We start from the raw sequence: 26501 nt of genomic DNA, 5'->3' as shown, positions 1-26501 counted from the left end.
GGGTGACCGACACGTAACCGATTCGGCCGCCGATCGTTTCCCGTTGTTGGGCAGCGGACCCGCACCGTCCGATGTCCCGCACCGTCGTACCGCCCCAGTGCCCCCTCACGAAGGCGACCGCCGTGCTCCTCGCGTACCCGTTCCGCGTCCTCGTCCCCCGTTGCGCGGCGCCGGAGGCCGCCACGTCCACGGCGGTGGCGCTGCTCCTCCTCGCCGGCGCCGCCGGCCTGGTCCCGACCCCGGTGGTGATCGCGCTGGCCGCCGGCGCCGGCACCACACTCGCCGGGGTGCGGCTCTCCCGGCTGGCCACCCGGCGCTCCAGCGATCCGTCACCGCGTGCGGCGGGTGTGCTGTTGGACGCGGCGGTGGTGGCGGCCGGTCTCACCGCCGTCGTGCTGCCCCTGGCCGACATCGGATACCGCGCTGCCCTGGTCGGGTCGCTGGTCGTGGCGGCCCTGTCCGTGGCCGGGCTGTGCCGGCTCCCCGGTCGGCCTCGGCTGTCGGCCGGGGTCCGGCTGCGCTGGCTGATCGAGTCGACCGGCCCGGCCCTCGGGCTGGCCCTCGCTGGCTGGCTGCTGCTGCCCCGCGACGGGCTGCCGGTGCCGGCCCGGCTGATCGCCGCGCTGGCGCTCGGCGGCCTGGGCATGGCCGCGCTCAACGCGTTCACCGGGCCACGGCGAGGCTCGGGTGCCGCGGTCTGTCGGGGCGGCGTCCTGCTCACCCTGGGCGGGCTGGTGCTGCTGGTCACGCTGCCGTCCGCGCCGGCCGGGCCGGTGGCCCTGCTGGCCGTACCCCCACTGGTGTTCGGGATGCTGCTCGTCGCGGTCGGTGCGGTCGCCGCAGCGGACGCGGGCGACGCCGAGCCGGCGGAAGCGGTCGCCGCGGCCTGGCCCCGGTCGGTGCTCCCGGCCGCGGTGCTGCTGCTGGCGGTAGGCCTGCACCTGGGCGCCGGCAACGCACCGGACCGGACGAGCGTGTTGATGGCCCTGGCGGCGGTGCCGCCCTTCGTGTTGCGCGAGCTGCTGCGCACGGGTGACGCGCCCATCCCCGAACGGCGTGCCGCACACCGCCGACGGGCCGGTTCGGTGGTCCGGCACCGCCGTGCGGCGCACGGCGCCGGCTCCACCTGGTCGCCCGACGACCATGCCGCCTGGTCGGCGCTCAACCGGCGGCCGGTTCCGGCGGGGGGCGGTGGTCCGGGCGACCGGGCTGCCCTGCTGGACGCCCTCGCCGCGATCGGCGACGTGCCGGCCCCGGCCGGCGCGCTGCTGCTGGTGGACCTGCACGGCACCGACGGGCTCGGCCCGACTGCCCGGGAGGACGTGCTGGCCGAGGCGGTCCATCGGGTGCGCGCGGTCATCGCCCCCGGCGACCTGGTCACGGGGTTCACGGCTGCCGGCTTCGCGGTGGTCACCGCCGCAGGCCCGGTGCTGGCGTACGCGCTGGGCACCCGGCTGTTGACCGCGCTCACCCCGCCCTACCGGCTGGCCGGCTCGACGCTGCGCGTGCAGGCGAGCATCGGGCTGGCCGAGGTGAGCGGCGCCGGGCCGGCGGACGTGCTCCGTCAGGCGGAGCTGGCCCGACGGCGGGCCGTGCAACTGGGCCGGGACCGGGTCGAGTGGTACGACGCGTTCCTGGAGGAGCAGCTGGTTCGCCGGCTCGACCTGGAACGCGAGCTGCCCGGTGCGGTGGCGCGCGGCGAGTTGGACCTCGTCTACCAGCCGGTGCTCGACCTGGCCGACGGGCAGCCGGTGGGCGCGGAGGCGCTGCTGCGCTGGCGCAGTCCGGTGCTCGGCACGGTGCTCCCGGCCGAGCTGCTGCCGGTCGCCGAGGATCTGGACCTGGTCGGCGAGTTGGAGTGGTGGGTCCTGGACCGGGCCTGCCGGCAGCTGTCCGACTGGTCGGTGGGCGTCCGGGAGCTGTGGATGGCGGTCAACGTCACGACCCGGGAGCTGACCACCCCCGACTTCGTGCAGCGGGCCTCGGCTGTGCTGGCCGCGTACGGGGTGCCGCCGGAGCGGCTGGTGGTGGAGGTGAGCGAGCCGAGGATCGCCGGTGACCTGCCGACCGTGGTGGCACGGCTGGCCGGGCTGCGGTCGCTGGGCGTCCGCACCGCGTTGGACGACTTCCGGGCCGAGCACGCCTCGCTGGCCCAGCTCCGCCGGCTGCCGATCGACCTGCTCAAGGTAGGCCCCGAGCTGGTGGGCGCACGGCCGGACGGGCAGCCACCGCTGATCGACGTGGTGGTCAACGTCGGCGAGCGGCTGGGCGTGGAGATCGTCGCCGAGGAACTGGAGTCGTCGACCCAGGTCGAGGGTGCGCGCCAGGGCGGCTGCCGGTACGGGCAGGGCTTCGCGCTGGCCCGTCCGGCCACGGCCGAGCGGGTCGAGGCGTACTTCGAGGAGTTTCCCTCGGCGTCCCGCTGAACGCACTGGTGAACCGGTTCACCTCTCCCGAGGTGGTGCGGTGCTGCCGCGCGGGGTGAGGTGCGGCGTCTCGTCCTGCACCCGGGTTGCGGGCTGTCCGGCGATGACGTCGAGCAGTTGCCGGGCGGCGTGCGCGCCGTACGCCGGGATGTCCCGGCCCAGTGCGGTCAGCGGCGGGTGCACCAGGCGGCAGAGCGGTGAGTCGTCCCAGGCCACGATGGACAGATCCCCGGGCACGGTGAGCCCCATCTCCTGGGCGACGGAGAGCCCGGCGATGGCCATCACGTCGTTGTCGTAGATGACCGCCGTGGGCCGGTGGGTGGAGCTGAGCAACCGGCGGGTGGCCCGGCCGCCCTCCTCGCCCGTGTAGTCCGACCAGACGGTGACGGCCTCGACCAGGCCGAGCCGTTGGCAGACCGCCGCGAAGGCGTCGGTGCGGATCTCGGTGTGCCGCAGGTCGGGCAGGCCGCCCACCCGGGCGATCCGGCGGTGCCCGAGCGCGACCAGGTATTCCACCGTCTCGGTCAGCGCCGCCGCGTCATCGGACCAGAGGCTGGCCAGGTCACCGGTGTCACCGGGCCCGCCGATCACCACCGCGGGCAGTTGGAGCTGTTCGAGTGCGGGGATGCGGCGGTCGTCGGTGCGCAGGTCGCAGACGAGCACGCCGTCCACCCGACGTTCGCCCCACCAGCGTCGGTAGACCGCGATCTCGGCGTCGTGGTCGGCCACCACCTGGAGGGTCAGTGCGTACGAGCGGGCGGAGAGTTCGGCCTCGACGCCGCTGATCAGCTCCATGAAGAACGGCTCGATGCCGAGTATCCGGGCCGGTCGGCACAGGGCCAGGCCGACCGCCCCGGCGGTGGCGGCGGAGAGGGCACGGGCGGCGCTGCTCGGGCTGAACCCGATCTCCGTGGCGATGGCCACGATGCGCTGCCGGGTGGCCTCGGAGACACCGGGCTGCCCGTTCAGCGCGTATGACACGGCGCCCTTGGACACGCCGGCGCGTCGGGCGACGTCGGCGATGGTCGGCCGCTTCACCGGCGTGCTCCTCTTCGCTGCGGGGCGTCAACCGGCCGTTGACAGTCACCAGGGTGGACCGTACGGTTGCTAGCTTATCCGGTTCAGTAAACGTCTTTCGATGCGGAAGGTGCGGTGCAATGGTGAGCCGACAGGCACTCTACGACGGTTGGACCCTGCGGGCGGCACCCGGAGCGCAGGTGCCCGCCGACATCGCCGGGCGGGTGGTGCCGGCGACCGTGCCCGGTTGCGTCCACACCGACCTGCTCGACGCCGGGCTGATTCCCGATCCGTACCTCGACGACAACGAGCTGGCACTGGCCTGGATCGGGCGCACCGACTGGAGCTACCGGACGAGCTTCCGGCGAACGGTGGGCGAGCACGACCGGGTCGACCTGGTCTGCGCCGGCCTGGACACCGTCGCCACCCTCACCGTCAACGGCGTCGAGGTCGGCCGCACCGAGAACATGCACCGGAGCTACCGGTTCGACGTCCGCTCGCTGCTGCGCGACGGCGACAACGACCTGGTGGTGACGTTCGACTCCGCCTACCGCTACGCCGAGGCGCAGCAGGAGCGGCTCGGCGACCGGCCCAACGCCTACCCGGAGCCGTTCCACTTCATCCGCAAGATGGCCTGCAACTTCGGCTGGGACTGGGGCCCGACGCTGGTCACCGCCGGCATCTGGCAGGAGATCGGCCTGCACGCCTGGTCCACTGCCCGGCTCGCCACCGTCCGCCCGCTGGTCACCCTCGCCGGCCGCGACGGTCGGGTCGAGGTACACGTCGAGGTCGAGCGGGTCGCGGACGTCCCGTTGACCGTCCGGGCCACCGTCGCCGGTGCCCGCGCCGAGATCGTCGTCCCGGCCGGGCAACGCGCGGCCGTGCTGAACCTCGCCGTCCGCGAGCCCGCGCTCTGGTGGCCCCGGGGGTACGGCGAGCAGGCGCGCCACCCGCTGGAGGTGACCCTGCACGCGCCGGAGGGCGACACCCTGGACACCTGGTCCCGGCAGGTCGGCTTCCGCTCGGTCCGACTGGACACCACCCCCGACGAGCACGGCACCCCGTTCGCGTTGTCGGTCAACGACGTCCCGGTCCTCGTACGGGGGGTCAACTGGATCCCGGACGACGTGTTCCCCACCCGGATCACCCGGGAACGGCTGGCCGGGCGCTTCGACCAGGCGGGCGATGCGAACACCAACCTGCTGCGGGTCTGGGGCGGTGGCCGGTACGAGTCGGAGGACTTCTACGACCTCGCCGACGAGCGCGGGCTGCTGGTCCAGCAGGACTTCCTGTTCGCCTGCGCCGCGTATCCGGAGGAGGAGCCGTTCGGCAGCGAGGTGGCCGCCGAGGCCGCCGAGCAGGTGATCCGGCTGGCACCGCACCCGTCGCTGGTGCTCTGGACCGGCAACAACGAGAACATCTGGGGCTGGCACGACTGGGACTGGCAGGCACCGCTGGCCGGGCGCACCTGGGGCCGCGGCTACTACCTGGAGGTTCTGCCGCGCATCGTCGGTGGGCTGGACCCGACCCGCCCGTACTGGCCGGGCAGCCCCTGGTCGGGCACCGAGGCGATCCACCCCAACGACCCGGCGCACGGCACCACGCACATCTGGGACGTGTGGAACACCGACGACTACACGAAATACCGGGAGTACGTGCCGCGCTTCGTCGCCGAGTTCGGCTACCAGGGCCCACCGGCGTACGCGACCCTGCGTCGGGCGCTGAGCGACGAGCCCCTGGCGCCCGACTCGCCGGGCATGGCGCACCACCAGAAGGCGGCCGGCGGCGACGCCAAGCTCCAGCGGGGCCTGGACGCCCACCTGCCCCGCCCGGCCGACTTCGACGACTGGCACTTCCTGACGCAGCTCAACCAGGCCCGCGCGATCCAGCTGGGGGTGGAGCACTTCCGCTCGCACCGGGACGTCTGCGCCGGCACCATCGTCTGGCAGCTCAATGACTGCTGGCCGGTCACCTCCTGGTCGGCCGTCGACGGCGACGGCCGTCGCAAACCGCTGTGGTACGCGCTGCGCCACGCGTACGCCGACCGGCTGCTCACCGTGCAGCCCCGGGCTGCCGGGCTGGCCCTGGTCGCGGTCAACGACGCCGGTACGCCCTGGCGGGCGACGGCCTCGGTGACCCGGCTGACCCTCGCGGGTGAGCCCCGGGCGAAGACGACGGTGGAGGTGGCGGTCCCCGCGTACTCGGCGGTGACGCTGGCGCTGCCGGCGGAGCTGGCTCGGCCGGAGGAGGCCCGGCGGGAGCTGCTTGTCGCCGAGGCGGGGGAGAGCGCCGAGCGGGCGCTCTGGTTCTTCGCCGAGGACCGGGACGTGGACTGGCCGGCGGCGGCCTGGGACGCGACGGTCGAGCCGGTCGACGGTGGGCAGCGGGTCCGGGTCACCGCGCGCACGGTGCTGCGCGACCTGACCCTCTACCCGGACCGGCTGGACCCGTCTGCCGAGGTGGACGAGGCACTGGTCACCCTGCTGCCCGGCGAGTCGGTGACCCTCACGGTGCGCGCCGACGCGGCGTTGGACCCAGCCCTGCTGACCGCCCGACCGGTGCTGCGCTGCGTGAACGACCTGGTGAAGAGCTAGCGTCGCCCCCCGGAACTCGCGGCCGCCGGTCGCCTCTGCCGGAGCAAGCAGTCGGATGAGCGTGATACCTCAGCGGCATTTTCATACCTCTGAGGTATCACGCTTGAGCGGGTCCGTCGATCGCGTGCCAGGACCGGGACTACGCGGGCCGCCGGTGTCGCATAGCGGATAGCAAAGGCCCTGCGGGCCGGGCGCGAGCGGTTCACTGACAGGCATGCGGAGGATCAGCGGCACGGCGACGGCGAAGGCACTCATCCTGGCGGCCATCCCGGCGGGCGCCGTCGGTTTCCTTCTCACCGGCCGGTGGGCGATCGTCGCGATCGTCGCCAACCTCGTGCTGCTCGCCGCCGGCGGCGGCCTGTGGTGGTTCGAGGTCCGTTGGGCACGGCGCTGGCCCCGCCTGAACCGGGTCGGCGTACCCGTCGATATTTCGGAGCCCGAGGACGACGATGCCTACCGCGGCGCCGTTGACAACGGGGATCCCGAGTCGGTGGTGTTGGCCTCGCGGCGGGTCCGCAGGCATCAGCTGACGGTGTCGCCGACCAGCCGGGTCCGTCGGGCGGTCCTGCGGCGATCGGTCACGGAAGAGTCGGCCGGTGGCGCCAGGGACCTGACGATGGTGGCGAGCACGCTGACCCAGGTCCAGAGTGTGATTCAGTCGGCGCAGCGGACCGCCCGGCGGGAGCAGCTGTGGTGGTTGGTCGCGGGGCTCGCGGCGTCCATTCCGATCGGTGTGGCCATCAACCTCGCCACCGGGTAGGTGGATCGGGCGCGGCACGGCTGGACCGGCCCGGTAACGGCGCGAGCGGTGGACCTGAAGGGACATCCCTCCAGGTCCACCGCTGGTCAGCAGCGCGCGGTGTTCAGGACCGGGCGGCGGCGAGCACCTGGCCGACCAGGGCCCTGGAGGTGCCCGACCGCTCGTACTCGGGCCGGCTCAGGCTGCCACCCATCAGCGGTGCCGGGTTGCGGTGCACGGCCGGGCTGTCCGAGCTGACCAGGGCCGCGAAGTGGTACTCGTCGGCGCCGGTCGCCTCGACGATCCGGACGATGTTGCGCGGGGTGATGCCGCCACCCGGCATGATGACGATCCGTCCGGCGGCCCGGCGGACCAGGTCGGCGATGAGCGGAGCGCCCTCCAGCACGCTGACCTCCTGGCCCGACGTGAGCACCCGGTGCACGCCCAACTCGATCAGCTGCTCCAGCGCCGCGTGCGGGTCGCGGGTCATGTCGAACGCGCGGTGGAAGGTGATGCTGGCGTCGCCAGCGGCGGTGATCAGGCGACGGGTGGTCGGCACGTCGACGTCACCCTCGGCGGTCAGCGCGCCGATCACGATGCCGTGGGCGCCCGCCGCGACCGCGGCCCGCACATCCCGCTCCATCGCCTCGATCTCGAACGGCGAGTAGATGAAGTCGCCGGCCCGGGGCCGAACGATCACATGCACCCGGATCCGGGTGACGGCGCGCAGGGTCGTCTCGATGGTGCCCAGGCTGGGGGTCAGCCCACCGTCGAAGAGCGCGGAACACAGCTCCACCCGGTCGGCGCCGGCCTCCTCGGCGGCTACCGCCCCCTCGACGCTGTCGATGCAGATCTCGAATGTGCTCATGACTCTTCCTTTTCGGTGCGAGACGATGCCGGCTCGGTGCGAGACGATGCCGCGGTCCAATCGATGGCGGCGGTGACGGCGCCGACCGGTTCGCCGCCGCCGAGCACCGGCACCCGGCGCAGCGCGTCGGCCCCACCGACCGGTACGCCCACGGCGTCGAGCGCGGCGAGCGCGATGACGGTGGTGGCGCGGGGCGACCCGTCGATCGCCTTCACCGCCACGGCGTGCCCGTCCGGGGTGGCCAGCGCGAGCACGCCCTCGGCCCCGCCCTTGGCGAGCACGCCGGGTAGCGCCCGCATCAGGTCGGTGTTCGGGTGCCCGTGCCACCCGCCCACGTACTCCGGGTGTTGGCGCATGGCCTGCGCGACCAGCGCCTCGTCGGTCCCGGCGGGCGCGGTGACCAACGCCTGGAACGTGCGGGCCAGGCCGGTCAGCGGCAGACCGAACAGTGGCGCGCCGCAGCCGTCGACCGCGCGGTGCGCGATGGGTGTTCCGGCCAGCCGGGCGACGGTCGCGGCGGTCTCCCGCTGAAGCGGGTGATCGGGGTCGAGGTAGTCGTGTGTGCTCCAGGACCGGGCGACGCAGGCGACCAGCATCGCGGCGTGCTTGCCGGAGCAGTTCATCCGGATCCGGTCGCGCTGCCCGCCGGCACGGATCAGCCGGTCCCGGGTCGGCTCGTCCTCCGGCCAGTCCACCGGGCAACCGAGCGCGTCCTCGGTCAGGCCGGCGCCGGCCAGCATCACCCGGACCACCTCGACGTGACGGTCGTCGCCCGTGTGGCTGCCGGCGGCGAGGGCCAGCGCCGGGCCGGTCAGCGGGTCGACGCCGTCCGGACCGGGGGCCGCCGCGATCCGGCAGGCCAACGCCTGCACCGGCTTGAGGGTGGAGCGGGGGAGCACCGGCTCGTCGGGTACGCCGGCGGCGAGGACGACCTCGCCGTCCGGGGCGAGCACGACGACGCTGCCGTGGTGCCTGCTCTCGACGAAGCCGTTACGGACGACCCGGGCCAGTTCGGCATATCGGGCAATGGTCACCGGGTGCTGTTCCCTTCGATGAGTGGTGGGGGCAGGTCCGCGTTTCGTCGTCCACGTCGGCCGCCGAAGCGGCCGTTGCGGGCCTGGAGGACGCGGGCGAACTTCGACAGCGAGGCGTTGACCACCAGGTAGATCAGCGCCACCACCAGGAACGTCTGGATCAGCAGGTGGGTGTACGAGGAGAGCACCTGCCCGCTGTAGAGCAGCTCGGTGTAGCTGACCACGAAGCCGAGCGAGGTGTCCTTGAGCAGCCCGACCAGCTGGCTGACCAAGGACGGGGTGAGCTGGAGCAGTGCCTGCGGCAGCACCACCAGCGCCATCACCTGCCCGCGGCGCAGCCCGACGGCGAGGCCGGCCTCGGTCTGTCCACGGTCCAGCGCCAGGATGCCGGACCGGAAGATCTCCGCGAACGCCGCCGAGTTGGAGACCACCAGCGGCACCACGAGCTTCCAGAACAGCGGGAAGTTCATTCCGTACTGCGGCAGCGCGAACAGCGTCACGTAGATCAGCAGCAGGGTGGGGACGGTCCGGAAGATCTCCACGTACGCGCCGGCCAGCCACCGTAGCGCCCGGTACGCCGACAGCCGGCCGAGTGCCAGCAGCAACCCGAGCGCGGCGCTGAGCACGGCGGTCGCGGCGGCCGCACGCACCGTCGCCCACAGCCCGTTGAGCAGGTACCGCCAGATCGGCCAGGTGGTGAACGGCTCCCACCGGGCGGCGGCCAGCTCGCCGTGGCTGGCGAACTGGTACACGGCCGCGACGAGGGCGCCGGCCAGGAGAACGGCGCCCAGCACCGTGGCGATCCGGATCCGCCGCCGGGCCCGGGGGCCGGGCTCGTCGAAGAGGATCTGTTGCGTCTGGTTCATCGGACGATCGCCAGCCTTCGTTCGAGCACGCCGGTGACCTGACCGATGACCAGTGCCAGCAGCATGTAGGCGAGACCCGCGCCGGTGAAGACGGCGATCGGCTGAGCCTCGACGAGGTTCACGTTGTTGGCCGCCTGGGTCAGCTCGACCACCCCGACGGCGGCGGCCAGCGAGGTGTTCATCAGCAGCGCGATGCAGATGTTGCCGATCGGCTGGATCACCGCCCGCAGTCCCTGCGGCAGGATCACGTGCCGCAGGGACTGGCCGAAGGTGAGCCCGATGGCCCGGGCGGCCTCCGCCTGGCCCACGCCGACCGTGTTGATCCCGGCCCGGATCGCCTCCGCCAGGTACGCCCCCTCGTAGACGGCGATGACGATCGCGGCGGACGTGAACAGCGGGAACGTGATGCCGATGGTCGGCAGCGCGAAGACGAAGAGCACCAGGAGGGCCAGCAGCGGCAGGTTCTGGAACACCTCGACGTACGCCGTGCCGATGGCGCGCAGCAGCGGGACGGGGGCGATCCGCAGGGTGGCTACGACGATGCCCAGCAGCATCGCGCCGACGGTGGTCACGACGGTCAGTTCGACCGTCGTGACCAGGCCGTGGCCGAGCTCGCTCAGGTGGGCGGTGAGGGCGTCCATCGGTACGGAGGGCTGCTCAGGAGCCGTCGGCGGAACCGAGGGCGGGCGGGGTGGGCGCCCCGCCCTCCACCACCGAGCCGAGGGTGCCCTCCCAGACCTTCGCCCACGTGCCGTCGGCCTGGATCTTCTTCAGCCAGTTGTTGACGAACTCCTTGAACTGCGTGTCCTCCCGGTTGAGGCCGATGCCGTACGCCTCCGTGGTGAACGGTTCGCCGACCACCTTCATCCCCGGGTTCGCCTTGGCGCCCGAGGCGAGCAGCGTGAAGTCCTGCACGTACGCGTCGCCGCGCTTCTGGAGCAGCGCCTGAAGCGCCTGCGGGTCGGTGCCGAAGGCGATCTGCTTCGAGCCGGGGGCGGCGGAGGGCAGCGCGGTGACGGCCGGGGTGTTCGCCCCGACGATGACGGTCTTGCCGGCGAGGTCCTGGACGCTCTTGATCGAGGTGTCGTCCTTGCGGACCCCGACCGCCAGGCCGGAGGTGAGGTATGGCCCGGCGAAGGCGACCTGCGTGGCCCGCTGCGGGGTGATGGTGTACGTCTGGAAGACCGCGTCCACCGACTTGGCCTGGAGCATGGCCTCCCGGGTCTGGGTGCCGATGGTCGTCGTCTTCACCTCGGGCTTGCCGATGATGTATTTCGCCAGCAACTTCGCCATGTCGGCGTCGAAGCCCTCGATGGTGCCGCTGACCGGGTTCTGCTGGGAGAGCAGCGGCGCGTCCAGGGATCCGCCGACGGTCAGGTAGCCGCGCTTGCGGATCGCTTCCATGGTGGAACCGGCCGGGATGTCCGCGTCGGTGGCGACCGGGGCGGCGTCGTACACCGACTGGGCGACCACGCCGTCGCCGCCCAGGCCGGGGTTGCCGGGCAGCGTCGGGGCCCCGCTGCCGCCGTCACCGCCGCAGCCGGTCGCGGCGAGGGCAACCGCCACCGCGGTGGCGGTGAGGGCGAGCGAGCGCCGCCCGGTGAAGCTCATCTTGAGGATTGACATGACACCCTCCCGTTGGGGGTTAGTGCTGGAGGATCTTGGACAGGAAGTCGCGGGCCCGCTCGGTGCGCGGAGCCGCGAAGAAGTCGTCGGGGGCACCGGATTCGACGATGCGGCCGTCGTCCATGAAGACCACCCGGTCGGCGGCGCGGCGGGCGAAGCCCATCTCGTGGGTGACCACGATCATGGTCATCCCCTCGGCGGCGAGGGAGACCATCACGTCGAGCACCTCGTTGACCATCTCCGGGTCGAGGGCCGAGGTCGGCTCGTCGAAGAGCAGCACTTTCGGCTGCATCGCCAGTGCCCGGGCGATCGCCGCGCGCTGCTGCTGCCCACCGGAGAGTTGGGCCGGGTGGTGGTTCGCCTTGTCGGCGATGCCGACGCGTTCCAGCAGGGCCATCGCCTGCTGCCGTGCCTCGGGCCGCGCGATCCTGCGGACCCGGGTGGGGCCGAGGGTGATGTTGTCCAGCACCGTCTTGTGCCCGAAGAGGTTGAAGGACTGGAAGACCATGCCGACGTCGGCGCGCAGCCGGGCCAGCGCGCGGCCCTCGGCCGGCAGCGGCTCACCGTCGATCTCGATGCTGCCCTGCCCGGCCGTCTCCAGCCGATTGAGGCAGCGGCACAGGGTCGACTTGCCGGAGCCGGACGGCCCCACCACGACGACCACCTCGCCGGCGGCCACCGTGAGGTCGATGTCCTTGAGTACGTGCAGCGGACCGAACCACTTGTGCAGGCCGCGTACCGACACCATCGGTCGGGCCGCATCCGTCGTCTCCGGTGCCACCAGTCGCACCTACTTTCTTCGACCACAAAACTAAGTAAGCTTCATATCGAACCAACAGCGTCATCTAAAGGTAGACAGCAAACTAAGTCAACAGGTTGCTTGAACAAACTGCGGGTGCTAGACAGCTGTCGTGACGATTGACGACGCGCCACGCGAAGCCCTCCGGGGCGGCCCCCGGGAGCTGCTGCGTTGGGTGGCCACCGGAGCGGCCGTCAGTCGTGCCGACCTGTCCCGGCTCTCCGGGCTCTCCCCCTCGACCGTCTCCCAGCGGGTCGAGGCGTTGATCAGCCAGGGGTTGTTGGAGGAGACCGGCGCCGGGCGGTCCCGGGGTGGACGACGCCCCCGCCAACTCGCCGTACCCACCGGCGGCGCCGTGGTCGGCGCCATCGACCTCGGTGCGCATCACGCCCGCGTCGGCACACTGGATCTCTCCGGGCGGGTGGTCCAGGCCCGCACCCTGCCGGTACGCATCGAGGACGGCCCGGAAGAGGTGCTCGGCGCGCTGCTGGCGGAGGTGACGGCGCTGGCGGGCGCACCCACCGGACCGGACCCGGAAGCGGCCGGCGGCGCGGCGGTGGGCGCGCTACGTGGCATCGGCATCGGGATCCCCGGCCCGGTGCAGCACGCCACCGGGCGGATCGTCAGCCCGTCCCGGATGCCCGGCTGGAACGGCTTCGACGTCGCCGCGTTCTGCGCCGGCCGGGTCGCGGTGCCGGTCATCGTGGACAACGACGCCAACCTGATGGCGCTCGGTGCGCACCGCACGGCGCATCCCGAGCTGGATCACGCGGTCTACATCAAGGCCGGCACCGGGATCGGCTCCGGCGTGATCTCCAGTGGACGGTTGCACCGGGGTGCACAGGGGTCGGCCGGGGACATCAGTCACTGCCGGGTGGTGGCTGACCCCGCGCCGGCGTGCAGCTGCGGCAATGCCGGCTGCCTGGAGGCGGTGGCCAGCGGCGCCGCCCTGGTCACCGCGCTACGCGACCAAGGGGTGCCGGTCTCCGACCTGACCGGGGTCATCCGCCTGATCGACGACGGCGACCGCCATGCCACGGCGCTCGCCCGGCAGGCCGGCCGGGCCATCGGCGAGATCCTGGCCGTCGTGGTCAACTTCTTCAACCCGCAGGTGGTGGCCATCGGCGGCCGACTCGCCGACTGTGAACCTCTGCTGGCCAGCATGCGGGCCACCCTCTACGAGCGGTGCCTGCCACTGGCCACCCAGACCCTGCTCATCGAGCGGGTCGCCGCCGGCCAGGACGTCGGCATCACCGGCGCCGCCCACCTGGTGATCGACCACGTCGTAGCGGCAGGTGGACGACAGGCGTAGGCGACATCCGACTGAGCGCGGCGGCCCGGGACGACGACCCGGGCCGCTTTTTGCGGACACCTACTTGAAGATTTCTTCAAGTGATAAAGTCTTCGTATCGATCGGGAGGCTGCTCATGTCGGTGCCGCTGTACCAGGCCAAGGCGGAGTTGTTCCGCACCCTCGGGCACCCGGTACGCATTCGGGTGCTGGAGCTGCTCCAGGACGGCCCGAAGCCTGTCCGGGACCTGCTCGTCGCGATCGAGGTCGAGGCGTCCAACCTCTCTCAGCAACTCGCCGTCCTGCGCCGCGCCGGGATGGTCACCTCACACCGTGACGGCCCTCTCGTCATGTACGCGCTCAGCACCCCGGACGTGGCTGACCTGCTGGCCGCCGGTCGGCGGATCCTCGGCGCGGTCCTGACCGACCGGGACGCCCTCCTCGACGAGCTGCGCGCGACGAGCGGGGACCGGTGAGCGGCGCTCTCCTCGTCGCCCGCGACCGGATCCTCGGTCTGCTGCCGGGCCCGGCCGACTGGTTTGCCGTCCGCCGCTCACCGCGCCGGGACCTGCTGGCCGGGCTCACCGTGGCGGTGGTGGCGCTGCCGCTGGCCCTGGCGTTTGGCGTCACCTCCGGCTTGGGCGCCCAGGCCGGGCTGATCACCGCCGTGATCGCCGGCGCGGTGGCCGCTGTCTTCGGCGGCTCCAACCTCCAGGTCTCCGGGCCGACCGGGGCGATGACCGTGGTGCTGGTGCCGGTGGTGCAGCACGTCGGAGCCACCGGGGTGCTCATGGTCGGGGCGATGGCCGGCCTGGTGCTGATCGCGCTCGCCGTGGCTCGCCTGGGCCGGTATGTCCGCTACCTGCCCACCCCGGTGCTGGAGGGATTCACCGCCGGCATCGCCGTGGTCATCGCACTGCAACAGGTGCCCGCCGCGCTCGGCGTCACCGACGCGCACGGCGAGAAGGTCTGGGCCGTCGCCGCCGACGCGGTCGCCCGCTTCGTCGTACACCCGAAGCCAGCCGCGCTCGCGGTGGCCCTCGCCGTCGCGGCGCTGATGCTGTTGGGTGCCCGGTGGCGACCCGGCCTGCCGTTCTCGCTTCTCGGTGTCGGGGCCGCCACCGTCCTGGCCGAGATCGTCCCGGTCGACCTGGTCCGGATCGGCGCGTTGCCGCAGGGCCTGCCCGCGCCGTCCCTCGGCTTCCTCGACCTCGGCGCGCTCGGCGTGCTGCTACCCAGTGCGCTCGCGGTCGCCGCGCTCGCCGCCTTGGAGAGCCTGCTCTCCGCCACCGTCGCCGACGGCATGACCGTCGGCGAGCAGCACGACCCGGACCGGGAACTCTTCGGTCAAGGGCTGGCCAACCTCGCCGCCCCGGTCTTCGGTGGCATTCCGGCGACCGCCGCCATCGCCCGTACGGCCGTGAACGTCCGCGCGGGCGCGGCCTCGAAGCTGGCAGCCCTCACCCACGCCGTCGCCCTCGCCGCGATCGTGCTGGCCGCCGCGCCGCTGGTCGGTCGGATCCCCCTCGCCGCCCTGGCCGGCGTGCTGCTGGCCACCACTGTCCGGATGGTGGAGGCCGGCTCACTGTGGGCGCTGGCCCGCGCCACCCGGGGCGACGCCGTCGTGCTGGTGCTCACCTTCGCCGTCACCGTGATCTGGGACCTGGTCACCGCCGTCGCGGTCGGTGTCGCGGTCGCCGTGGTGCTCGCCCTGCGCGCGGTGGCCCGTAGCGCCCGGCTGGAACAGGTACCCCTCGACCACGGGGAACACAGCGCCGAGGAGCACGCGCTGCTCACCGAACACATCGTCGCGTACCGGCTGGACGGGCCGCTCTTCTTCGCCGCGGCGCACACGTTCCTGCTCGAACTCTCCGAGGTCGCCGACGTTCGAGTGGTCATCCTGCGGATGTCCCGGGTGACCACCATGGACGCCACCGGCGCGCACGTCCTCGGTGACGCGATCCGGCGGTTGCGTGGACGCGGGATCACCGTCCTGCTCTCCGGGATCACCCCCGCCCACGACCAGGTGCTCGCCACCCTCGGAGTAGCTGACGACCTGCGCCGCGAGGAGTTGCTCTTCCCGGACACCCCGGCCGCCATCCGGCACGCCCGCGCGGTCGCGCTCGCTGCGGCGGGCCGCCCGGCCGCCGTACCCGCCGATTGAGCGGGTACGGCGGCCCGCCGCACCGACAGAGGCGCGGCGGGGTCCGGGACTCGTTGGTTACTCCGGGACGCGGCGGTAGGCGCCGTCGCTGGCCGAGGTGGCCATCGAGGCGTACGCGCGCAGCGCCGCCGACACCGGCCGCTCACGGTTGGTCGGGGTGTACGGCTTGTCGCGCTTCTCCTCGGCGACCCGTCGCGCCTCCAGCTCGTCGGAGGGCACGTTCAACTCGATCGAGCGGCTCGGGATGTCGATGACGATCTCGTCGCCGTCACGGACCAGGGCGATCAGGCCGCCGGAGGCCGCCTCGGGGGAGACGTGCCCGATGGAGAGCCCCGAGGTGCCGCCGGAGAAGCGGCCATCGGTGAGCAGCGCACAGGAGCGACCCAGCCCGCGCCCCTTGAGGAACGAGGTGGGGTAGAGCATCTCCTGCATGCCGGGGCCGCCCTTGGGCCCCTCGTACCGGATCACCACGACGTCCCCGGCGACCACCTGCTTGGCGAGGATCGCGGTCACCGCGTCGTCCTGCGACTCGTAGACCTTCGCCGGGCCGCGGAAGGTCAGGCAGTCGTCCGGCACACCGGCAGTCTTCACCACGCTGCCGTCCGGTGCCAGGTTGCCGTGCAGGATGGCCAGCCCGCCGTCGGCGGAGTACGCGTGCTCGCGGTCCCGGATGCAGCCGCCGGCCGCGTCGGTGTCCAGCGACGACCACCGGTTGGTGGTGGAGAACGGCTCGGTGGTGCGCACCCCGCCCGGCGCGGCGTGGAACAGCTCGACCGCCGTCGGTGTCGGCGAACCCCCGCGCACGTCCCAGTCGGTCAGCCACTGCGCCAGCGAGGGGGAGTGCACGGCGTGCACGTCCCGGTTGAGCTGCCCGGCCCGGTCCAACTCGCCGAGGATCGCGGGGATGCCGCCGGCCCGGTGCACGTCCTCCATGTGGTACATCGGCGAGTTCGGCGCGACCTTGGCCAGGCACGGCACCCGCCGGGAGATCGCGTCGATGTCGGCGACGCCGAAGTCCATCTCCGCCTCGCGGGCGGCGGCGAGCAGGTGCAGCACCGTGTTGGTGGATCCGCCCATCGCCACGTCCAGCGCCACCGCGTTCTCGAACGCGGCCTTGGAGGCGACCGTACGGGGCAGCACCGAGTCGTCGTCGCCGTCGTACCAGCGCTTGGCGATCTCCACGACGGTGCGGCCGGCCTCGACGAAGAGCGACCGGCGTGCGGCGTGGGTGGCCAGCGTCGAACCGTTGCCGGGCAGCGCCAGCCCGATCGCCTCGGTGAGGCAGTTCATCGAGTTGGCGGTGAACATGCCGGAGCACGAGCCGCAGGTCGGGCAGGCGGAGCGCTCGATCTCGCCGAGTTGCTCGTCGGTGACCGCCTCGTTCGAGGAGGCGATCATCGCGTCGATCAGGTCGATCTTGCTGTGCACGACCCCCTCGATCGCCATCGTCTTGCCGGCCTCCATAGGGCCACCGGAGACGAAGACGGTCGGGATGTTGAGCCGCAACGCGGCCAGCAGCATCCCCGGGGTGATCTTGTCGCAGTTGGAGATGCAGACCAGGGCGTCCGCGCAGTGCGCGTTGACCATGTACTCCACCGCGTCGGCGATCAGCTCCCGGCTGGGCAGCGAGTAGAGCATGCCGCCGTGGCCCATCGCGATGCCGTCGTCGACCGCGATGGTGTTGAACTCCCGCCCCACCCCGCCGGCCTCGGCGACCGCGTCGGCGACCAGGCCACCCATGTCCTTGAGGTGTACGTGACCCGGCACGAACTGGGTGAAACTGTTGGCGATGGCGACGATCGGCTTACCGAAATCGTCGTCGGTCATCCCGGTGGCCCGCCAGAGGGCCCGGGCACCCGCCATCGTCCGACCGTGTGTGGAGGTCCTCGACCGCAGCTCAGGCATACCTACCAGCATGACACCGCCGCCACACCGGCCCTCCCGTGTGTGCGCCGTGTCCCAACAGATGCACACCCAGCCCCCCACGGGGCGCGCGCATCCGGCACTCTTGGGGGCGTGCATCTCCCCCCGGGCATGGTCGCTGTCGCGGCGCTCAGCGGGCTCGTCGCCGCTGTGGCCGCCGTGCTGCTGACCGTGGTCGCCAGGCGGCGCACGGGGCCCCGCCGGCCGGCACACGTGCTGCTCGCAGCCGCTGCCGGGGGCGCCCTGCTCAGCCTACTGGTCGGGGTGGGCGCCGCGCTCAGCGCGAACGACCACTGGGCCCACGAGCAGGGGCAGCGTACGGGTTGGGCGACCGTGGTGGCGATCGGCACGGCGGTGAGCGGGCTGGCCTTCGCCGCCGGTCTGCTCCGGCTGCCCGGGGTGGCCGCCACCGCGGCGGGAACGGCCCGGCTCGCCCTGGACGGGTTGGTCATGGCGGCCGCGCTGTGGTTCGTCGGCTGGGTGTTCTTCTCCGAGCCCACCCAGTTGCTCGGCGTCGCCACCCCGATGGCCTGCCCGGCGATCCTGGTGGCCACCGTGAGTGCCGCGCTCGGTGCCGGGCTCGCTGTCATCGTCATCTTCCGGGCCGCCGCCCCACGTCGGCGGCTCGCCGTGCTGGGCACCGGCATCAGCGCGGTGGCCTGCGGCGGTCTGGGCCTCAGCGCCGGGCTCTGCCAGACCGGGCCGACCATGGCGCTGACCGGCGCGGCGGTGCTCGCCGCCGGCCTGCTGACCGTCGCGCTCGCGCTGCACCGGGCCGACCGGCCCGGGCAGGTCGAACTGGACCTGATCGGTCGCGACGGCGAGTACGCGATCGCGCCGATGCTGGCGATGGCCGCCTCGGCGATGTACCACCTCGCCCAGGACGGCCGGTTCACCGCGGCGGGCATCGTGGCCGGCAGCGTGGAGGGCTTCGCCCTGGTGGCACGGCAATACCTCACCCTCCGCGACGTCCGGGGGTACGCGGGTCGCCTGGCCGAACGGGAGGCGCACTTCCGCGAGCTGGCGCACACCGATCCGCTGACGTCGCTGGCCAACCGGCGCGGGCTGCTCCGCGCGCTGCGTCAGAGCGCCGCGGCGGGCAATCCGGCCGTCCTGCTCGGTCTCGACCTGGACGGCTTCAAGAACGTCAACGACATGCGCGGCCACGACGTGGGCGACGCCGTGCTGGCCGAGGTGGGCCGGCGGCTGCGCGGCAACCTGCGCCCCGGCGACCTGGCCGCCCGGCTGGGCGGCGACGAGTTCGCCGTGCTCATGCAGGGCCGGGCCGCCGAGGCGGACCGCGTCGCCGAACGGTTGCTCGGGGTGCTCAACCGGCCGTACGACCAGCAGGAGGGGGCGGTCTTCCTGTCGGTGAGCATCGGGGTGGCCGGCTGGGCCGACGAGCCGGACGTTGAGCTGCTGCTGCGTCACGCCGACCTGGCACTGCGCTACGCCAAGCAGCGCGGCAAGAACCGGATCGAGCGGTACGACGCCGCGTACGACCAGTTGCTGCGCCGGCGTACCACGGTGGAGCACGAGCTGCGCGGGGCCATCGACCGCGACGAGCTGCGGTTGGCGTTCCAGCCGGTGGCGTCGTTGCCGTCGGTGCGGCCGGTCGGCGCCGAGGCGCTGCTCCGCTGGCACCACCCCGAGCTGGGCAATGTCCGTCCGGACGAGTTCATCCCGCTCGCCGAGGAGTGCGGCATGATCGCCCCGCTCGGCGCCTGGGTGCTTCATCAGGCCTGCTACCAGCTCTCCCGTTGGCTGGCGGACGGGCACGACGTCTGGGTGTCGGTCAACGTCTCCCCGCGCGAGCTGCACGCCCCGGAGTACGTGGTCCAGGTCGCCGAGGCGCTGCGCGCCCATCACGTGCCGCCGCAGCGGCTGGTGCTGGAGGTCACCGAGCACGCGGTCGCCACCGACCTGGACGAGCTGATCCGGCGGTTGACCGCGCTGCGGTTGACCGGCGTCCGGATCGCGTTGGACGACTTCGGGGCGGGCTACTCGTCGCTGGGGCAGTTGCGCCGGCTGCCGATCGACATCCTGAAGATCGACCACAGTCTGGTCGCCGAGCACGAGCCGGTCCGGCCGGTGGGCAAGGACGGCCCGGCGTTCGCGCCGATGGTCGACATCGTCATGCGACTGGGCCACCAACTGGGCCTGGAGGTGATCGCCGAGGGGGTGACCACCCCGACCGAGTTGGCCGCGGTGGTGGCCGCCGGCTGCCGGTTCGGCCAGGGCGCACTCTTCGGCTGGGGGGTGCCGGCCGAGCACCTGGAGGCGATGCTGGAGGCGGCGACCTCACCGGGCGCGCGGCCTGCTCCGTTGCCCGTGCCACGCCGGGGCTCGGGCGGGTCCGGGCAGCTCAACCCACCTGCCGATGGCGCGTCGCAGGCCGACGCGCCGACCTCCGTTAACCAACATGTGGGATCAGTTGACTCATCGCGTGAGATGCGTCAGGCTTAGCCGCATGTCGTCGTACCGGTCGCTGCGAGTACTTACCTGAGCGCACTCTCCCTCATCGAGAGTGCGCTGGCCCCGTGCATCTGCACGAGGGCCGTTTTTATTGCCGTCGGAACCTGGCGGGGCGGGCCACGCCCGCGTCGCATCGCTTGACTAGCCACCAGCCACTCCAGCCGAAGGCCAGATCCGTCATGACGAGACCCACGCCCGAGACCCTCGCCCACACCGCCCGGCGGGCCCGCGCGGCCGCCGACCCGACCGCCGACGTCGACTCGACCGCCGCGCGTGCCGCGGCCACCCCGGCCGTCCCGGTGGTACGGCCCTCCGCCCCGGTCGAGGTCTCCGGGGCCGGCTCGCTCGTGCGGTCCCTTGAGGCGCTCGGTGTCGACGTCGTCTTCGGCATTCCGGGCGGCGCGATCCTGCCGGCGTACGACCCGCTCTACGACTCCACCGTCCGGCACATCCTGGTCCGGCACGAGCAGGGCGCGGGACACGCGGCGACCGGGTACGCGCAGGCCACCGGCAAGGTCGGCGTCTGCATGGCCACCTCCGGCCCGGGCGCGACGAACCTGGTCACCCCGATCGCCGACGCGTACATGGACTCGGTGGCGATGGTGGCGATCACCGGGCAGGTGGCCCGCCCGTCGATCGGCACCGACGCCTTCCAGGAGGCGGACATCCAGGGCATCACCCTGCCGATCACCAAGCACAACTTCCTCGTCCAGAACGCCGAGGAGATCCCGCAGGTGCTGGCCGAGGCATTCCACCTGGCCAGCAGCGGCCGACCCGGCCCGGTGCTGGTCGACATCCCCAAGGACGTGCTCCAGGCACCGACCACCTTCGCCTGGCCGCCCACCCTCGACCTGCCCGGCTACCGGCCCACCCTGCACCCGCACGGCAAGCAGATCCGGGAGGCGGCGCGGCTGATGACCGCCGCCCGCCGGCCGGTGCTCTACGTGGGCGGCGGGGTGCTCAAGGCCGGCGCCACCGACGGGCTGCGCCAGCTGGCCGAGCTGACCGGCATCCCGGTCGTCACCACGCTGATGGCGCTGGGCGCTTTTCCCGACTCGCATCAGCAGCACCTGGGCATGCCCGGCATGCACGGCACGGTCGCCGCGGTCTACGGTCTGCAGAAGGCGGATCTGATCGTCGCCCTGGGTGCGCGGTTCGACGACCGGGTGACCGGCAAGCTGGACTCGTTCGCCCCGGACGCGACAGTGGTGCACGCGGACATCGACCCCGCCGAGATCGGCAAGAACCGGCACGTGGACGTGCCGATCGTGGGAGACGCCAAGCACGTCATCGACGAGTTGATCGCCGCGGTGACCGTCGAGCGGTCGGCGGGGCGCAGCACCGACCTGGGTGACTGGTGGACCCAGCTGGACGACCTGCGCAACCGCTACCCGCTGGGCTACGACGAGCCGGCGGACGGCACGCTCTCCCCGCAGTACGTGATCAAGCGCCTGGGCGAGATCGTCGGCCCCGACGCGATCTTCGTGGCCGGGGTGGGGCAGCACCAGATGTGGGCGTCCCAGTTCATCTCCTACGAGAAGCCGTACACCTGGTTGAACTCCGGTGGCCTCGGCACGATGGGCTACGCGGTGCCGGCGGCGATGGGCGCCAAGGTCGGCAAGCCGGACGCGGTGGTCTGGGCGGTCGACGGTGACGGCTGCTTCCAGATGACCAACCAGGAGCTGGCCACCTGCGCGTTGGAGGGCATCCCGGTCAAGATCGCCGTCATCAACAACGGCAATCTCGGCATGGTCCGGCAGTGGCAGACGCTCTTCTACAACGAGCGCTACTCCAACACCGAACTCGGCACCCACAAGCACCGCATTCCGGATTTCGTCAAGCTCGCCGAGGCCCTGGGCTGCGTCGGGCTGCGCTGCGAGAACGCGGACGACGTGGACAAGACCATCGCCGCCGCCATGGAGATCAACGACGCCCCGGTGGTGATCGACTTCGTGGTCGGCAAGGACGCCATGGTCTGGCCGATGGTCGCGGCCGGCACCAGCAACGACGAGATCATGTTCGCCCGCGGCGTCCGCCCGGTCTTCGACGAGGATGACATTTAATGACCATGCACACTCTGTCCGTGCTCGTGGAGAACAAGCCCGGCGTGCTCGCCCGCGTCTCCGGCCTGTTCTCCCGGCGCGGGTTCAACATCGACAGCCTCGCCGTGGGTGAGACCGAGAACCCGGACGTCTCCCGGATCACCATCGTGGTCAACGCGGAGTCGTCGCCGTTGGAGCAGGTCACCAAGCAACTCAACAAACTGGTCAACGTACTCAAGATCGTTGAGCTGGATCCGCAGGTGTCGGTCGCCCGGGAGTTGCTGCTGGTGAAGGTGCGCGCCGACCGGTCCGCGCGGTCCCAGGTGCTGGAGACCGTCAACCTGTTCCGCGCCCGGGTGGTGGACGTCGCACCCGACACGCTGACCATCGAGGCCACCGGCACCCCGGACAAACTCGACGCGCTGCTGCGCGATCTCGAGCCCTTCGGCATCAAGGAAATGGTCCAGTCCGGGCTGGTGGCCATCGGGCGCGGCTCGCGTTCGATCGCCGCCGGTCCCGCGCTGCGGGCCGCCTGACCTGCCGCCGGTCGGCCCTGGCGGGCCGTCCCGGAATCCATCCGCACAGACCACGACGGGCCGCCCCGGTCGTCGTACGAAAGGGAAGTTCTCATGAGCGTTGAGGTGTACTACGACGACGATGCCGACCTCGGCCTGATCCAGGCCAAGAAGGTCGCGGTGATCGGTTACGGCAGCCAGGGCCACGCCCACGCGCTGTCGCTGCGGGACTCCGGCGTCGACGTGGTGATCGGTCTGCCGGAGGGCTCGAAGAGCCGTCCCAAGGCCGAGGAGCAGGGCCTGCGGGTTGTCACGCCGGCGCAGGCCGCCGCCGAGGCCGACGTGATCATGGTGCTCGCGCCGGACACCGCCCAGCGCGGGATCTACGCGGAGTCGATCGCCCCGCACCTCGCCCCCGGCAAGGCGATCTTCTTCGGCCACGGCTTCAACATCCGGTACGGCCTGATCAAGCCGCCGGCTGAGGTGGACGTCGCGATGGTCGCGCCCAAGGGCCCCGGCCACCTGGTCCGCCGCCAGTACAGCGACGGCAAGGGCGTGCCCTGTCTCGTCGCCGTCGAGCAGGACGCCAGTGGCAACGCGCTCGCGCTCGCCCTCGCGTACGCCAAGGGGATCGGCGGCACCCGCGCGGGCGCGATCAAGACCACCTTCACCGAGGAGACCGAGACCGACCTCTTCGGCGAGCAGGCGGTGCTCTGCGGCGGCGCCTCGGCGCTGGTGCAGACCGGGTTCGAGGTGCTCACCGAGGCGGGCTACGCCCCGGAGGTCGCCTACTTCGAGTGCCTGCACGAGCTGAAGCTGATCGTCGACCTCATGTACGAGGGCGGCATCGCGAAGATGCGCTACAGCATCTCCGACACCGCCGAGTACGGCGATCTCTCCCGTGGCTCGCGCATCATCGACTCCCGGGTCAAGGACGAGATGCGCAAGATCCTGGGTGAGATCCAGTCCGGCGAGTTCGCCCGCGAGTGGGTCGCCGAGGACGAGGCCGGCCGGCCCAACTTCACCAAGTGGCAGGCCGAGGGCGCGGCGCACCCGATCGAGGAGACCGGCAAGAAGCTGCGCGGCATGATGAGCTGGGTCGACCGCCCGATCACCGAGACCGCCTGACCGTCCAACCCGAAACGGTCCACTGGCGGCCGGTGACCCGGCGCTCTCCCCGGCGCGGGTCGCCGGCCGTCGGCCGGAGCGCTGCCCAGGCTGCGTCAGCGGTGGTCGATGGCCTCGGCCTCGGCCTCGGCGGCTGCCCAGGCGGCCTCTTCGTACCGCCCGAGGCTCTTGAAGAGGCTGGCCTGGGTGCGCAGCGCGACGACGACTCGGTGGTGGAGGGCGCGGTACCGAATGGGATCGTGCTCGGCCAGCCAGCGGTAGTGCCCGACCGCCTCCCGGAAGGCCGTCACGGCCGCCTCCGGTTCGCCGAGCCTCCCGTGGCACCTGGCGATCACGAACAACAGTCCGCCGAGGATCGGCCGGGCCCGCAGTGGCCTCAAACGGGTAACGAAGGTCAACTCCTCGCGGACGTCCGCTGCCAACGCCAAGGCTTCGGCCCACCGTCCCTGGGTGGCGAGGGAGTCGGCCAGCCCTACCACCGCCTCGAAGTGGACGTGCCAGTAGTTCCGTCTTGTCCAGCCGGAGAGGCGCCGAAAGATCTCGACTGCCTCCTCTCGGGCGGCCCGTGCCTCGACCGGCGAGTCCAGGACCGCGCGGCAGTAGCCGAGCACGGTGAGCGACCGCGCCACGGAAACCTGCTCATGAGCGTCGAGCGGGGCGCACCGTAACCACGTCTCCTGGGCTTTCTCGGCGAGCGACAGCGCGTCCCGGGGAGCGTCGGGGCAGAGTCGAACGGCCACCATCAGCCGCGCTGCGGCCAGGACAACCAGCCCGTCCCGGTCGGTCGCGTTCTCGACGTACCCGATCGCCTCCCGGCCCTGCGCGAGCGCGGACTCGACGGTGCGGTCGTCGAGGATCGAACCCTGCGCGACGAGCGCCCGTGCGAGCCCCACCTCGTACCGGCCCGGCCGGTCCTGGACCAGCCGCCGGTAGAGCGCGACCGCCTCGTCCGCGGCGGCGGTGCGCCGGGACGCGAAGCTGCGTCGGATTTTCACCTGTTGGGACCGGGTGACCAACGCCTCGGCCAGCATCGGACCGAACCGTGCCAGATCGATGCGGGTCAGCTGTCGGAGCAGCGTGACGCGCACGGCGAGCAACAAGGGCGGATCCTCCCGCAGGGGTGTGTCTCCCGTTGTAGTGGGCGTGAGCAACCGTGTCGGTGCGGTGAACGGCCGATGTCCGTCGCTCGACCGGGCGTGTGAGGGCCCTCACCCCGCAGACCGGAACACGCCGCCCAGCCAGGCCCCTACGATCGCGGGTAGGTGCAGCAGCCGGCACCTGACGGCCACGGCACGGATCAGCGCAGGGCGCAGTGCGGCGCCCGGCCGCCCGCGCCGATCGCAAACACGACCTCTACGAGGACCGATGAATCCTGTCGTACTGATCGCCGAAGAACTCGCCCCCGCCGCCATCGAGGTGCTCGCCCACGACTTCGACGTCCGGCACGTCGACGGCACCGACCGTCCGGCCCTGCTCTCGGCGCTCTCCGAGGCCGACGCCGTCATCGTGCGCAGCGCGACCCAGATCGACGCCGAGGCGATCGCCGCCGCGCCGCGACTCAAGGTGGTCGCCCGGGCGGGCGTCGGGCTGGACAACGTCGAGGTGCCGGCCGCCACCGCGCGGGGCGTCATGGTCGTCAACGCCCCCACCTCCAACATCGTCTCCGCCGCCGAGCAGGCCGTCGCGCTGCTGCTCGCGGTCGCCCGTAACACCGCGAGCGCCAGCTCCGCGCTCAAGGCGGGGGAGTGGAAGCGGTCGAAGTACACCGGCGTCGAGGTGCAGGGCAAGACCGTCGGCGTGGTCGGGCTCGGTCGTATCGGGGTGCTCTTCGCGCAGCGCATCGCCGCGTTCGGCACCCGGCTGATCGCGTACGACCCGTACATCCAGCCGGCCCGTGCGGCGCAGCTCGGCGTCCGCCTGGTCGGGCTGGAGGAGCTGCTGCGGGAGAGCGACTTCATCTCCATCCACCTGCCGAAGACGCCGGAGACGGTGGGCCTGATCGGTGAGAAGGAGCTGGCGATCGTCAAGCCCGGCGTGCGCATCGTCAACGCCGCCCGTGGTGGGTTGGTCGACGAGCAGGCGCTCGCGGACGCGATCGCCGAGGGGCGGGTCGCCGGCGCCGGTGTCGACGTGTACAGCAAGGAGCCGTGCACCTCGTCGCCGCTGTTCGCCTTCGACAACGTGGTGGCCACCCCGCACCTGGGCGCCTCCACCCACGAGGCGCAGGACAAGGCCGGTCTCGCCGTGGCCCGGAGCGTCAAGCTGGCGTTGCAGGGCGAGTTCGTCCCGGATGCGGTCAACGTGCAGGCCGGTGGCGTGGTCGCCGAGGACGTCCGGCCGCTGCTGCCGCTGGCGGAGAAGCTCGGCCGGGCGTTCACCGCGGTCGCCGGCGGGGTCGCCGCCAGCGTCACGGTCGAGGTGCGCGGTGAGATCGTCGGCCACGACGTGTCGGTGCTCAAGCTCGCCGCCACCAAGGGCCTGTTCAGCTCCGTGGTCGAGGAGCAGGTCACCTACGTCAACGCCCCGCACCTGGCCGCGGAGCGGGGTGTCGAGGTCGCCCTGGCGACCCTGGCCGAGACGGCCGAGCAGCCCACCCTGGTCACGGTACGCGGCGCACTGCCGGACGGGCGGACGGTCAGCGTCTCCGGCACGATCACCCACACCGGTGCCCGGGACGTCCTCAAGCTGACCGAGGTGGACGGCTTCGATGTGGAGATCGGCGCGGAGGGCATCCTGCTCTTCCTGCGCTACGTCGACCGGCCCGGCGTCGTCGGCACGGTCGGCACCCTGCTCGGCGAGTCGGGCATCAACATCGCCGCCATGCAGGTGGCTCGGCGTGAGGCGGGCGGCGAGACGCTGATGACGCTCACCGTCGACCAGGCGCTCGGCGCCGACCTGCTCACCTCGGCCGCCGACTCGATCGGCGCCACGGCGGCCAGCGCCGCCGACCTGCGCGACGAGTAGTCAACGGCACGCACCATGGGGGCCCGGCGAT

At 72.2% G+C, this 26501-nt stretch carries 20 protein-coding genes; 11 read left to right on the top strand and 9 right to left on the bottom strand.

Going from position 1 to position 26501, the window contains the following annotated elements; translation table 11 throughout:
* Positions 1-122: 122 nt before the first annotated feature.
* Positions 123-2426, top strand: a complete 2304-nt coding sequence (locus ACQEUX_RS18890; RefSeq protein WP_433049243.1) for an EAL domain-containing protein — start codon at positions 123-125, stop codon at positions 2424-2426.
* A gap of 18 nt (positions 2427-2444) precedes the next feature.
* Here ACQEUX_RS18890 and ACQEUX_RS18885 read toward each other — a convergent pair whose 3' ends face one another.
* Positions 2445-3464 carry a LacI family DNA-binding transcriptional regulator gene (locus ACQEUX_RS18885; protein ID WP_433049241.1) on the bottom strand — a complete coding sequence of 340 codons (1020 nt, stop codon included), beginning with the start codon at positions 3462-3464 and terminating at the stop codon, positions 2445-2447.
* Positions 3465-3583: 119 nt separating this feature from the next.
* Here ACQEUX_RS18885 and ACQEUX_RS18880 point away from each other — a divergent pair, with 119 nt between their 5' ends.
* Together ACQEUX_RS18880 and ACQEUX_RS18875 are read left to right on the top strand one after the other, a co-directional pair.
* Positions 3584-6037 (top strand): glycoside hydrolase family 2 protein, encoded by a 2454-nt coding sequence (locus tag ACQEUX_RS18880; protein WP_433049238.1) that lies wholly within the window; start codon positions 3584-3586, stop codon positions 6035-6037.
* 214 nt (positions 6038-6251) lie between these two features.
* Entirely contained in the window at positions 6252-6797 is a 546-nt protein-coding gene (locus ACQEUX_RS18875) for a hypothetical protein (protein WP_433049235.1), read from the top strand.
* A gap of 103 nt (positions 6798-6900) precedes the next feature.
* Here ACQEUX_RS18875 and ACQEUX_RS18870 read toward each other — a convergent pair whose 3' ends face one another.
* The 6 genes from ACQEUX_RS18870 to ACQEUX_RS18845 are packed head-to-tail and all read right to left on the bottom strand — an operon-like array spanning position 6901 to position 11918.
* Positions 6901-7644: a copper homeostasis protein CutC gene (locus ACQEUX_RS18870; protein WP_433049232.1), complete on the bottom strand. Its 744-nt coding sequence runs from the start codon at positions 7642-7644 to the stop codon at positions 6901-6903.
* A complete protein-coding gene (locus ACQEUX_RS18865; RefSeq protein WP_433049229.1) occupies positions 7641-8678 on the bottom strand; it encodes an asparaginase in 1038 nt (345 codons plus the stop codon). The genes ACQEUX_RS18870 and ACQEUX_RS18865 overlap by 4 nt, the downstream gene beginning before the upstream one ends.
* Positions 8675-9544 (bottom strand): amino acid ABC transporter permease, encoded by an 870-nt coding sequence (locus tag ACQEUX_RS18860; protein ID WP_433049226.1) that lies wholly within the window; start codon positions 9542-9544, stop codon positions 8675-8677. The genes ACQEUX_RS18865 and ACQEUX_RS18860 overlap by 4 nt, the downstream gene beginning before the upstream one ends.
* The gene (locus ACQEUX_RS18855; protein ID WP_433049223.1) at positions 9541-10185 is read right to left on the bottom strand and encodes an amino acid ABC transporter permease; all 645 of its coding nucleotides are present in this window, start codon (positions 10183-10185) and stop codon (positions 9541-9543) included. The genes ACQEUX_RS18860 and ACQEUX_RS18855 overlap by 4 nt, the downstream gene beginning before the upstream one ends.
* A gap of 16 nt (positions 10186-10201) precedes the next feature.
* Positions 10202-11170: a glutamate ABC transporter substrate-binding protein gene (locus tag ACQEUX_RS18850; RefSeq protein ID WP_433049220.1), complete on the bottom strand. Its 969-nt coding sequence runs from the start codon at positions 11168-11170 to the stop codon at positions 10202-10204.
* Positions 11171-11189: 19 nt separating this feature from the next.
* Positions 11190-11918, bottom strand: coding sequence for an amino acid ABC transporter ATP-binding protein (locus ACQEUX_RS18845; protein ID WP_433049981.1), 729 nt, complete (start codon positions 11916-11918; stop codon positions 11190-11192).
* Between the two features lie 163 nt (positions 11919-12081).
* On the opposite strand from ACQEUX_RS18845, the gene ACQEUX_RS18840 reads away from it, so the two are divergent.
* The 3 genes from ACQEUX_RS18840 to ACQEUX_RS18830 all read left to right on the top strand — a co-directional run bounded on the left by ACQEUX_RS18840 (position 12082) and on the right by ACQEUX_RS18830 (position 15423).
* Positions 12082-13281 (top strand): ROK family transcriptional regulator, encoded by a 1200-nt coding sequence (locus ACQEUX_RS18840; protein ID WP_433049217.1) that lies wholly within the window; start codon positions 12082-12084, stop codon positions 13279-13281.
* A 115-nt stretch (positions 13282-13396) separates the two neighbouring features.
* On the top strand, positions 13397-13735 hold the full coding sequence (locus ACQEUX_RS18835; RefSeq protein ID WP_433049214.1) for an ArsR/SmtB family transcription factor: 339 nt from the start codon (positions 13397-13399) through the stop codon (positions 13733-13735).
* Complete coding sequence (locus tag ACQEUX_RS18830; protein WP_433049211.1) at positions 13732-15423, top strand: SulP family inorganic anion transporter; 1692 nt, start codon at positions 13732-13734, stop codon at positions 15421-15423. The genes ACQEUX_RS18835 and ACQEUX_RS18830 overlap by 4 nt, the downstream gene beginning before the upstream one ends.
* A gap of 57 nt (positions 15424-15480) precedes the next feature.
* On the opposite strand, the gene ilvD is transcribed toward ACQEUX_RS18830, so the two are convergent.
* Positions 15481-17328: a dihydroxy-acid dehydratase gene (ilvD, locus tag ACQEUX_RS18825; RefSeq protein ID WP_433049208.1), complete on the bottom strand. Its 1848-nt coding sequence runs from the start codon at positions 17326-17328 to the stop codon at positions 15481-15483.
* A gap of 129 nt (positions 17329-17457) precedes the next feature.
* Between ilvD and ACQEUX_RS18820 the strand changes: the two genes are divergently transcribed.
* From ACQEUX_RS18820 to ilvC, 4 genes are all read left to right on the top strand, one after another.
* Positions 17458-19812, top strand: coding sequence for a putative bifunctional diguanylate cyclase/phosphodiesterase (locus ACQEUX_RS18820; RefSeq protein WP_433049978.1), 2355 nt, complete (start codon positions 17458-17460; stop codon positions 19810-19812).
* Positions 19813-20000: 188 nt separating this feature from the next.
* Entirely contained in the window at positions 20001-21884 is a 1884-nt protein-coding gene (locus ACQEUX_RS18815; protein ID WP_433049205.1) for an acetolactate synthase large subunit, read from the top strand.
* On the top strand, positions 21884-22399 hold the full coding sequence (gene ilvN / locus ACQEUX_RS18810; protein ID WP_433049202.1) for an acetolactate synthase small subunit: 516 nt from the start codon (positions 21884-21886) through the stop codon (positions 22397-22399). The genes ACQEUX_RS18815 and ilvN overlap by 1 nt, the downstream gene beginning before the upstream one ends.
* Positions 22400-22492: 93 nt before the next feature.
* A complete protein-coding gene (ilvC, locus tag ACQEUX_RS18805) occupies positions 22493-23506 on the top strand; it encodes a ketol-acid reductoisomerase (protein ID WP_112625850.1) in 1014 nt (337 codons plus the stop codon).
* A gap of 95 nt (positions 23507-23601) precedes the next feature.
* Here ilvC and ACQEUX_RS18800 read toward each other — a convergent pair whose 3' ends face one another.
* Positions 23602-24606: a hypothetical protein gene (locus ACQEUX_RS18800; RefSeq protein WP_433049199.1), complete on the bottom strand. Its 1005-nt coding sequence runs from the start codon at positions 24604-24606 to the stop codon at positions 23602-23604.
* A gap of 265 nt (positions 24607-24871) precedes the next feature.
* Between ACQEUX_RS18800 and serA the strand changes: the two genes are divergently transcribed.
* Positions 24872-26470: a phosphoglycerate dehydrogenase gene (serA, locus tag ACQEUX_RS18795; protein ID WP_433049197.1), complete on the top strand. Its 1599-nt coding sequence runs from the start codon at positions 24872-24874 to the stop codon at positions 26468-26470.
* The last annotated feature ends 31 nt before the right edge of the window (positions 26471-26501 follow it).

The organism is Micromonospora sp. CA-259024 (genome assembly GCF_050936255.1).
Taxonomy (GTDB): domain Bacteria; phylum Actinomycetota; class Actinomycetes; order Mycobacteriales; family Micromonosporaceae; genus Micromonospora.
The sequence above is the reverse complement of the archived record's forward strand: the minus strand, read 5'-3'. Positions and strand labels throughout refer to the sequence as shown.

Excerpts from the sequence above, each read along its gene's own strand:
- ACQEUX_RS18835 (WP_433049214.1), top strand. The coding sequence starts at position 13,397 with ATGTCGGTGCCGCTGTACCAGGCCAAGGCGGAGTTGTTCCGCACCCTC.
- ACQEUX_RS18860 (WP_433049226.1), bottom strand. The coding sequence starts at position 9,544 with ATGAACCAGACGCAACAGATCCTCTTCGACGAGCCCGGCCCCCGGGCC.
- ACQEUX_RS18870 (WP_433049232.1), bottom strand. The coding sequence starts at position 7,644 with ATGAGCACATTCGAGATCTGCATCGACAGCGTCGAGGGGGCGGTAGCC.
- ilvC (WP_112625850.1), top strand. The coding sequence starts at position 22,493 with ATGAGCGTTGAGGTGTACTACGACGACGATGCCGACCTCGGCCTGATC.
- serA (WP_433049197.1), top strand. The coding sequence starts at position 24,872 with ATGAATCCTGTCGTACTGATCGCCGAAGAACTCGCCCCCGCCGCCATC.
- ACQEUX_RS18875 (WP_433049235.1), top strand. The coding sequence starts at position 6,252 with ATGCGGAGGATCAGCGGCACGGCGACGGCGAAGGCACTCATCCTGGCG.
- ACQEUX_RS18815 (WP_433049205.1), top strand. The coding sequence starts at position 20,001 with ATGACGAGACCCACGCCCGAGACCCTCGCCCACACCGCCCGGCGGGCC.
- ilvN (WP_433049202.1), top strand. The coding sequence starts at position 21,884 with ATGACCATGCACACTCTGTCCGTGCTCGTGGAGAACAAGCCCGGCGTG.
- ACQEUX_RS18880 (WP_433049238.1), top strand. The coding sequence starts at position 3,584 with ATGGTGAGCCGACAGGCACTCTACGACGGTTGGACCCTGCGGGCGGCA.
- ACQEUX_RS18845 (WP_433049981.1), bottom strand. The coding sequence starts at position 11,918 with ATGGTGTCGGTACGCGGCCTGCACAAGTGGTTCGGTCCGCTGCACGTA.
- ACQEUX_RS18820 (WP_433049978.1), top strand. The coding sequence starts at position 17,458 with ATGGTCGCTGTCGCGGCGCTCAGCGGGCTCGTCGCCGCTGTGGCCGCC.
- ACQEUX_RS18850 (WP_433049220.1), bottom strand. The coding sequence starts at position 11,170 with ATGTCAATCCTCAAGATGAGCTTCACCGGGCGGCGCTCGCTCGCCCTC.
- ilvD (WP_433049208.1), bottom strand. The coding sequence starts at position 17,328 with ATGCCTGAGCTGCGGTCGAGGACCTCCACACACGGTCGGACGATGGCG.
- ACQEUX_RS18855 (WP_433049223.1), bottom strand. The coding sequence starts at position 10,185 with ATGGACGCCCTCACCGCCCACCTGAGCGAGCTCGGCCACGGCCTGGTC.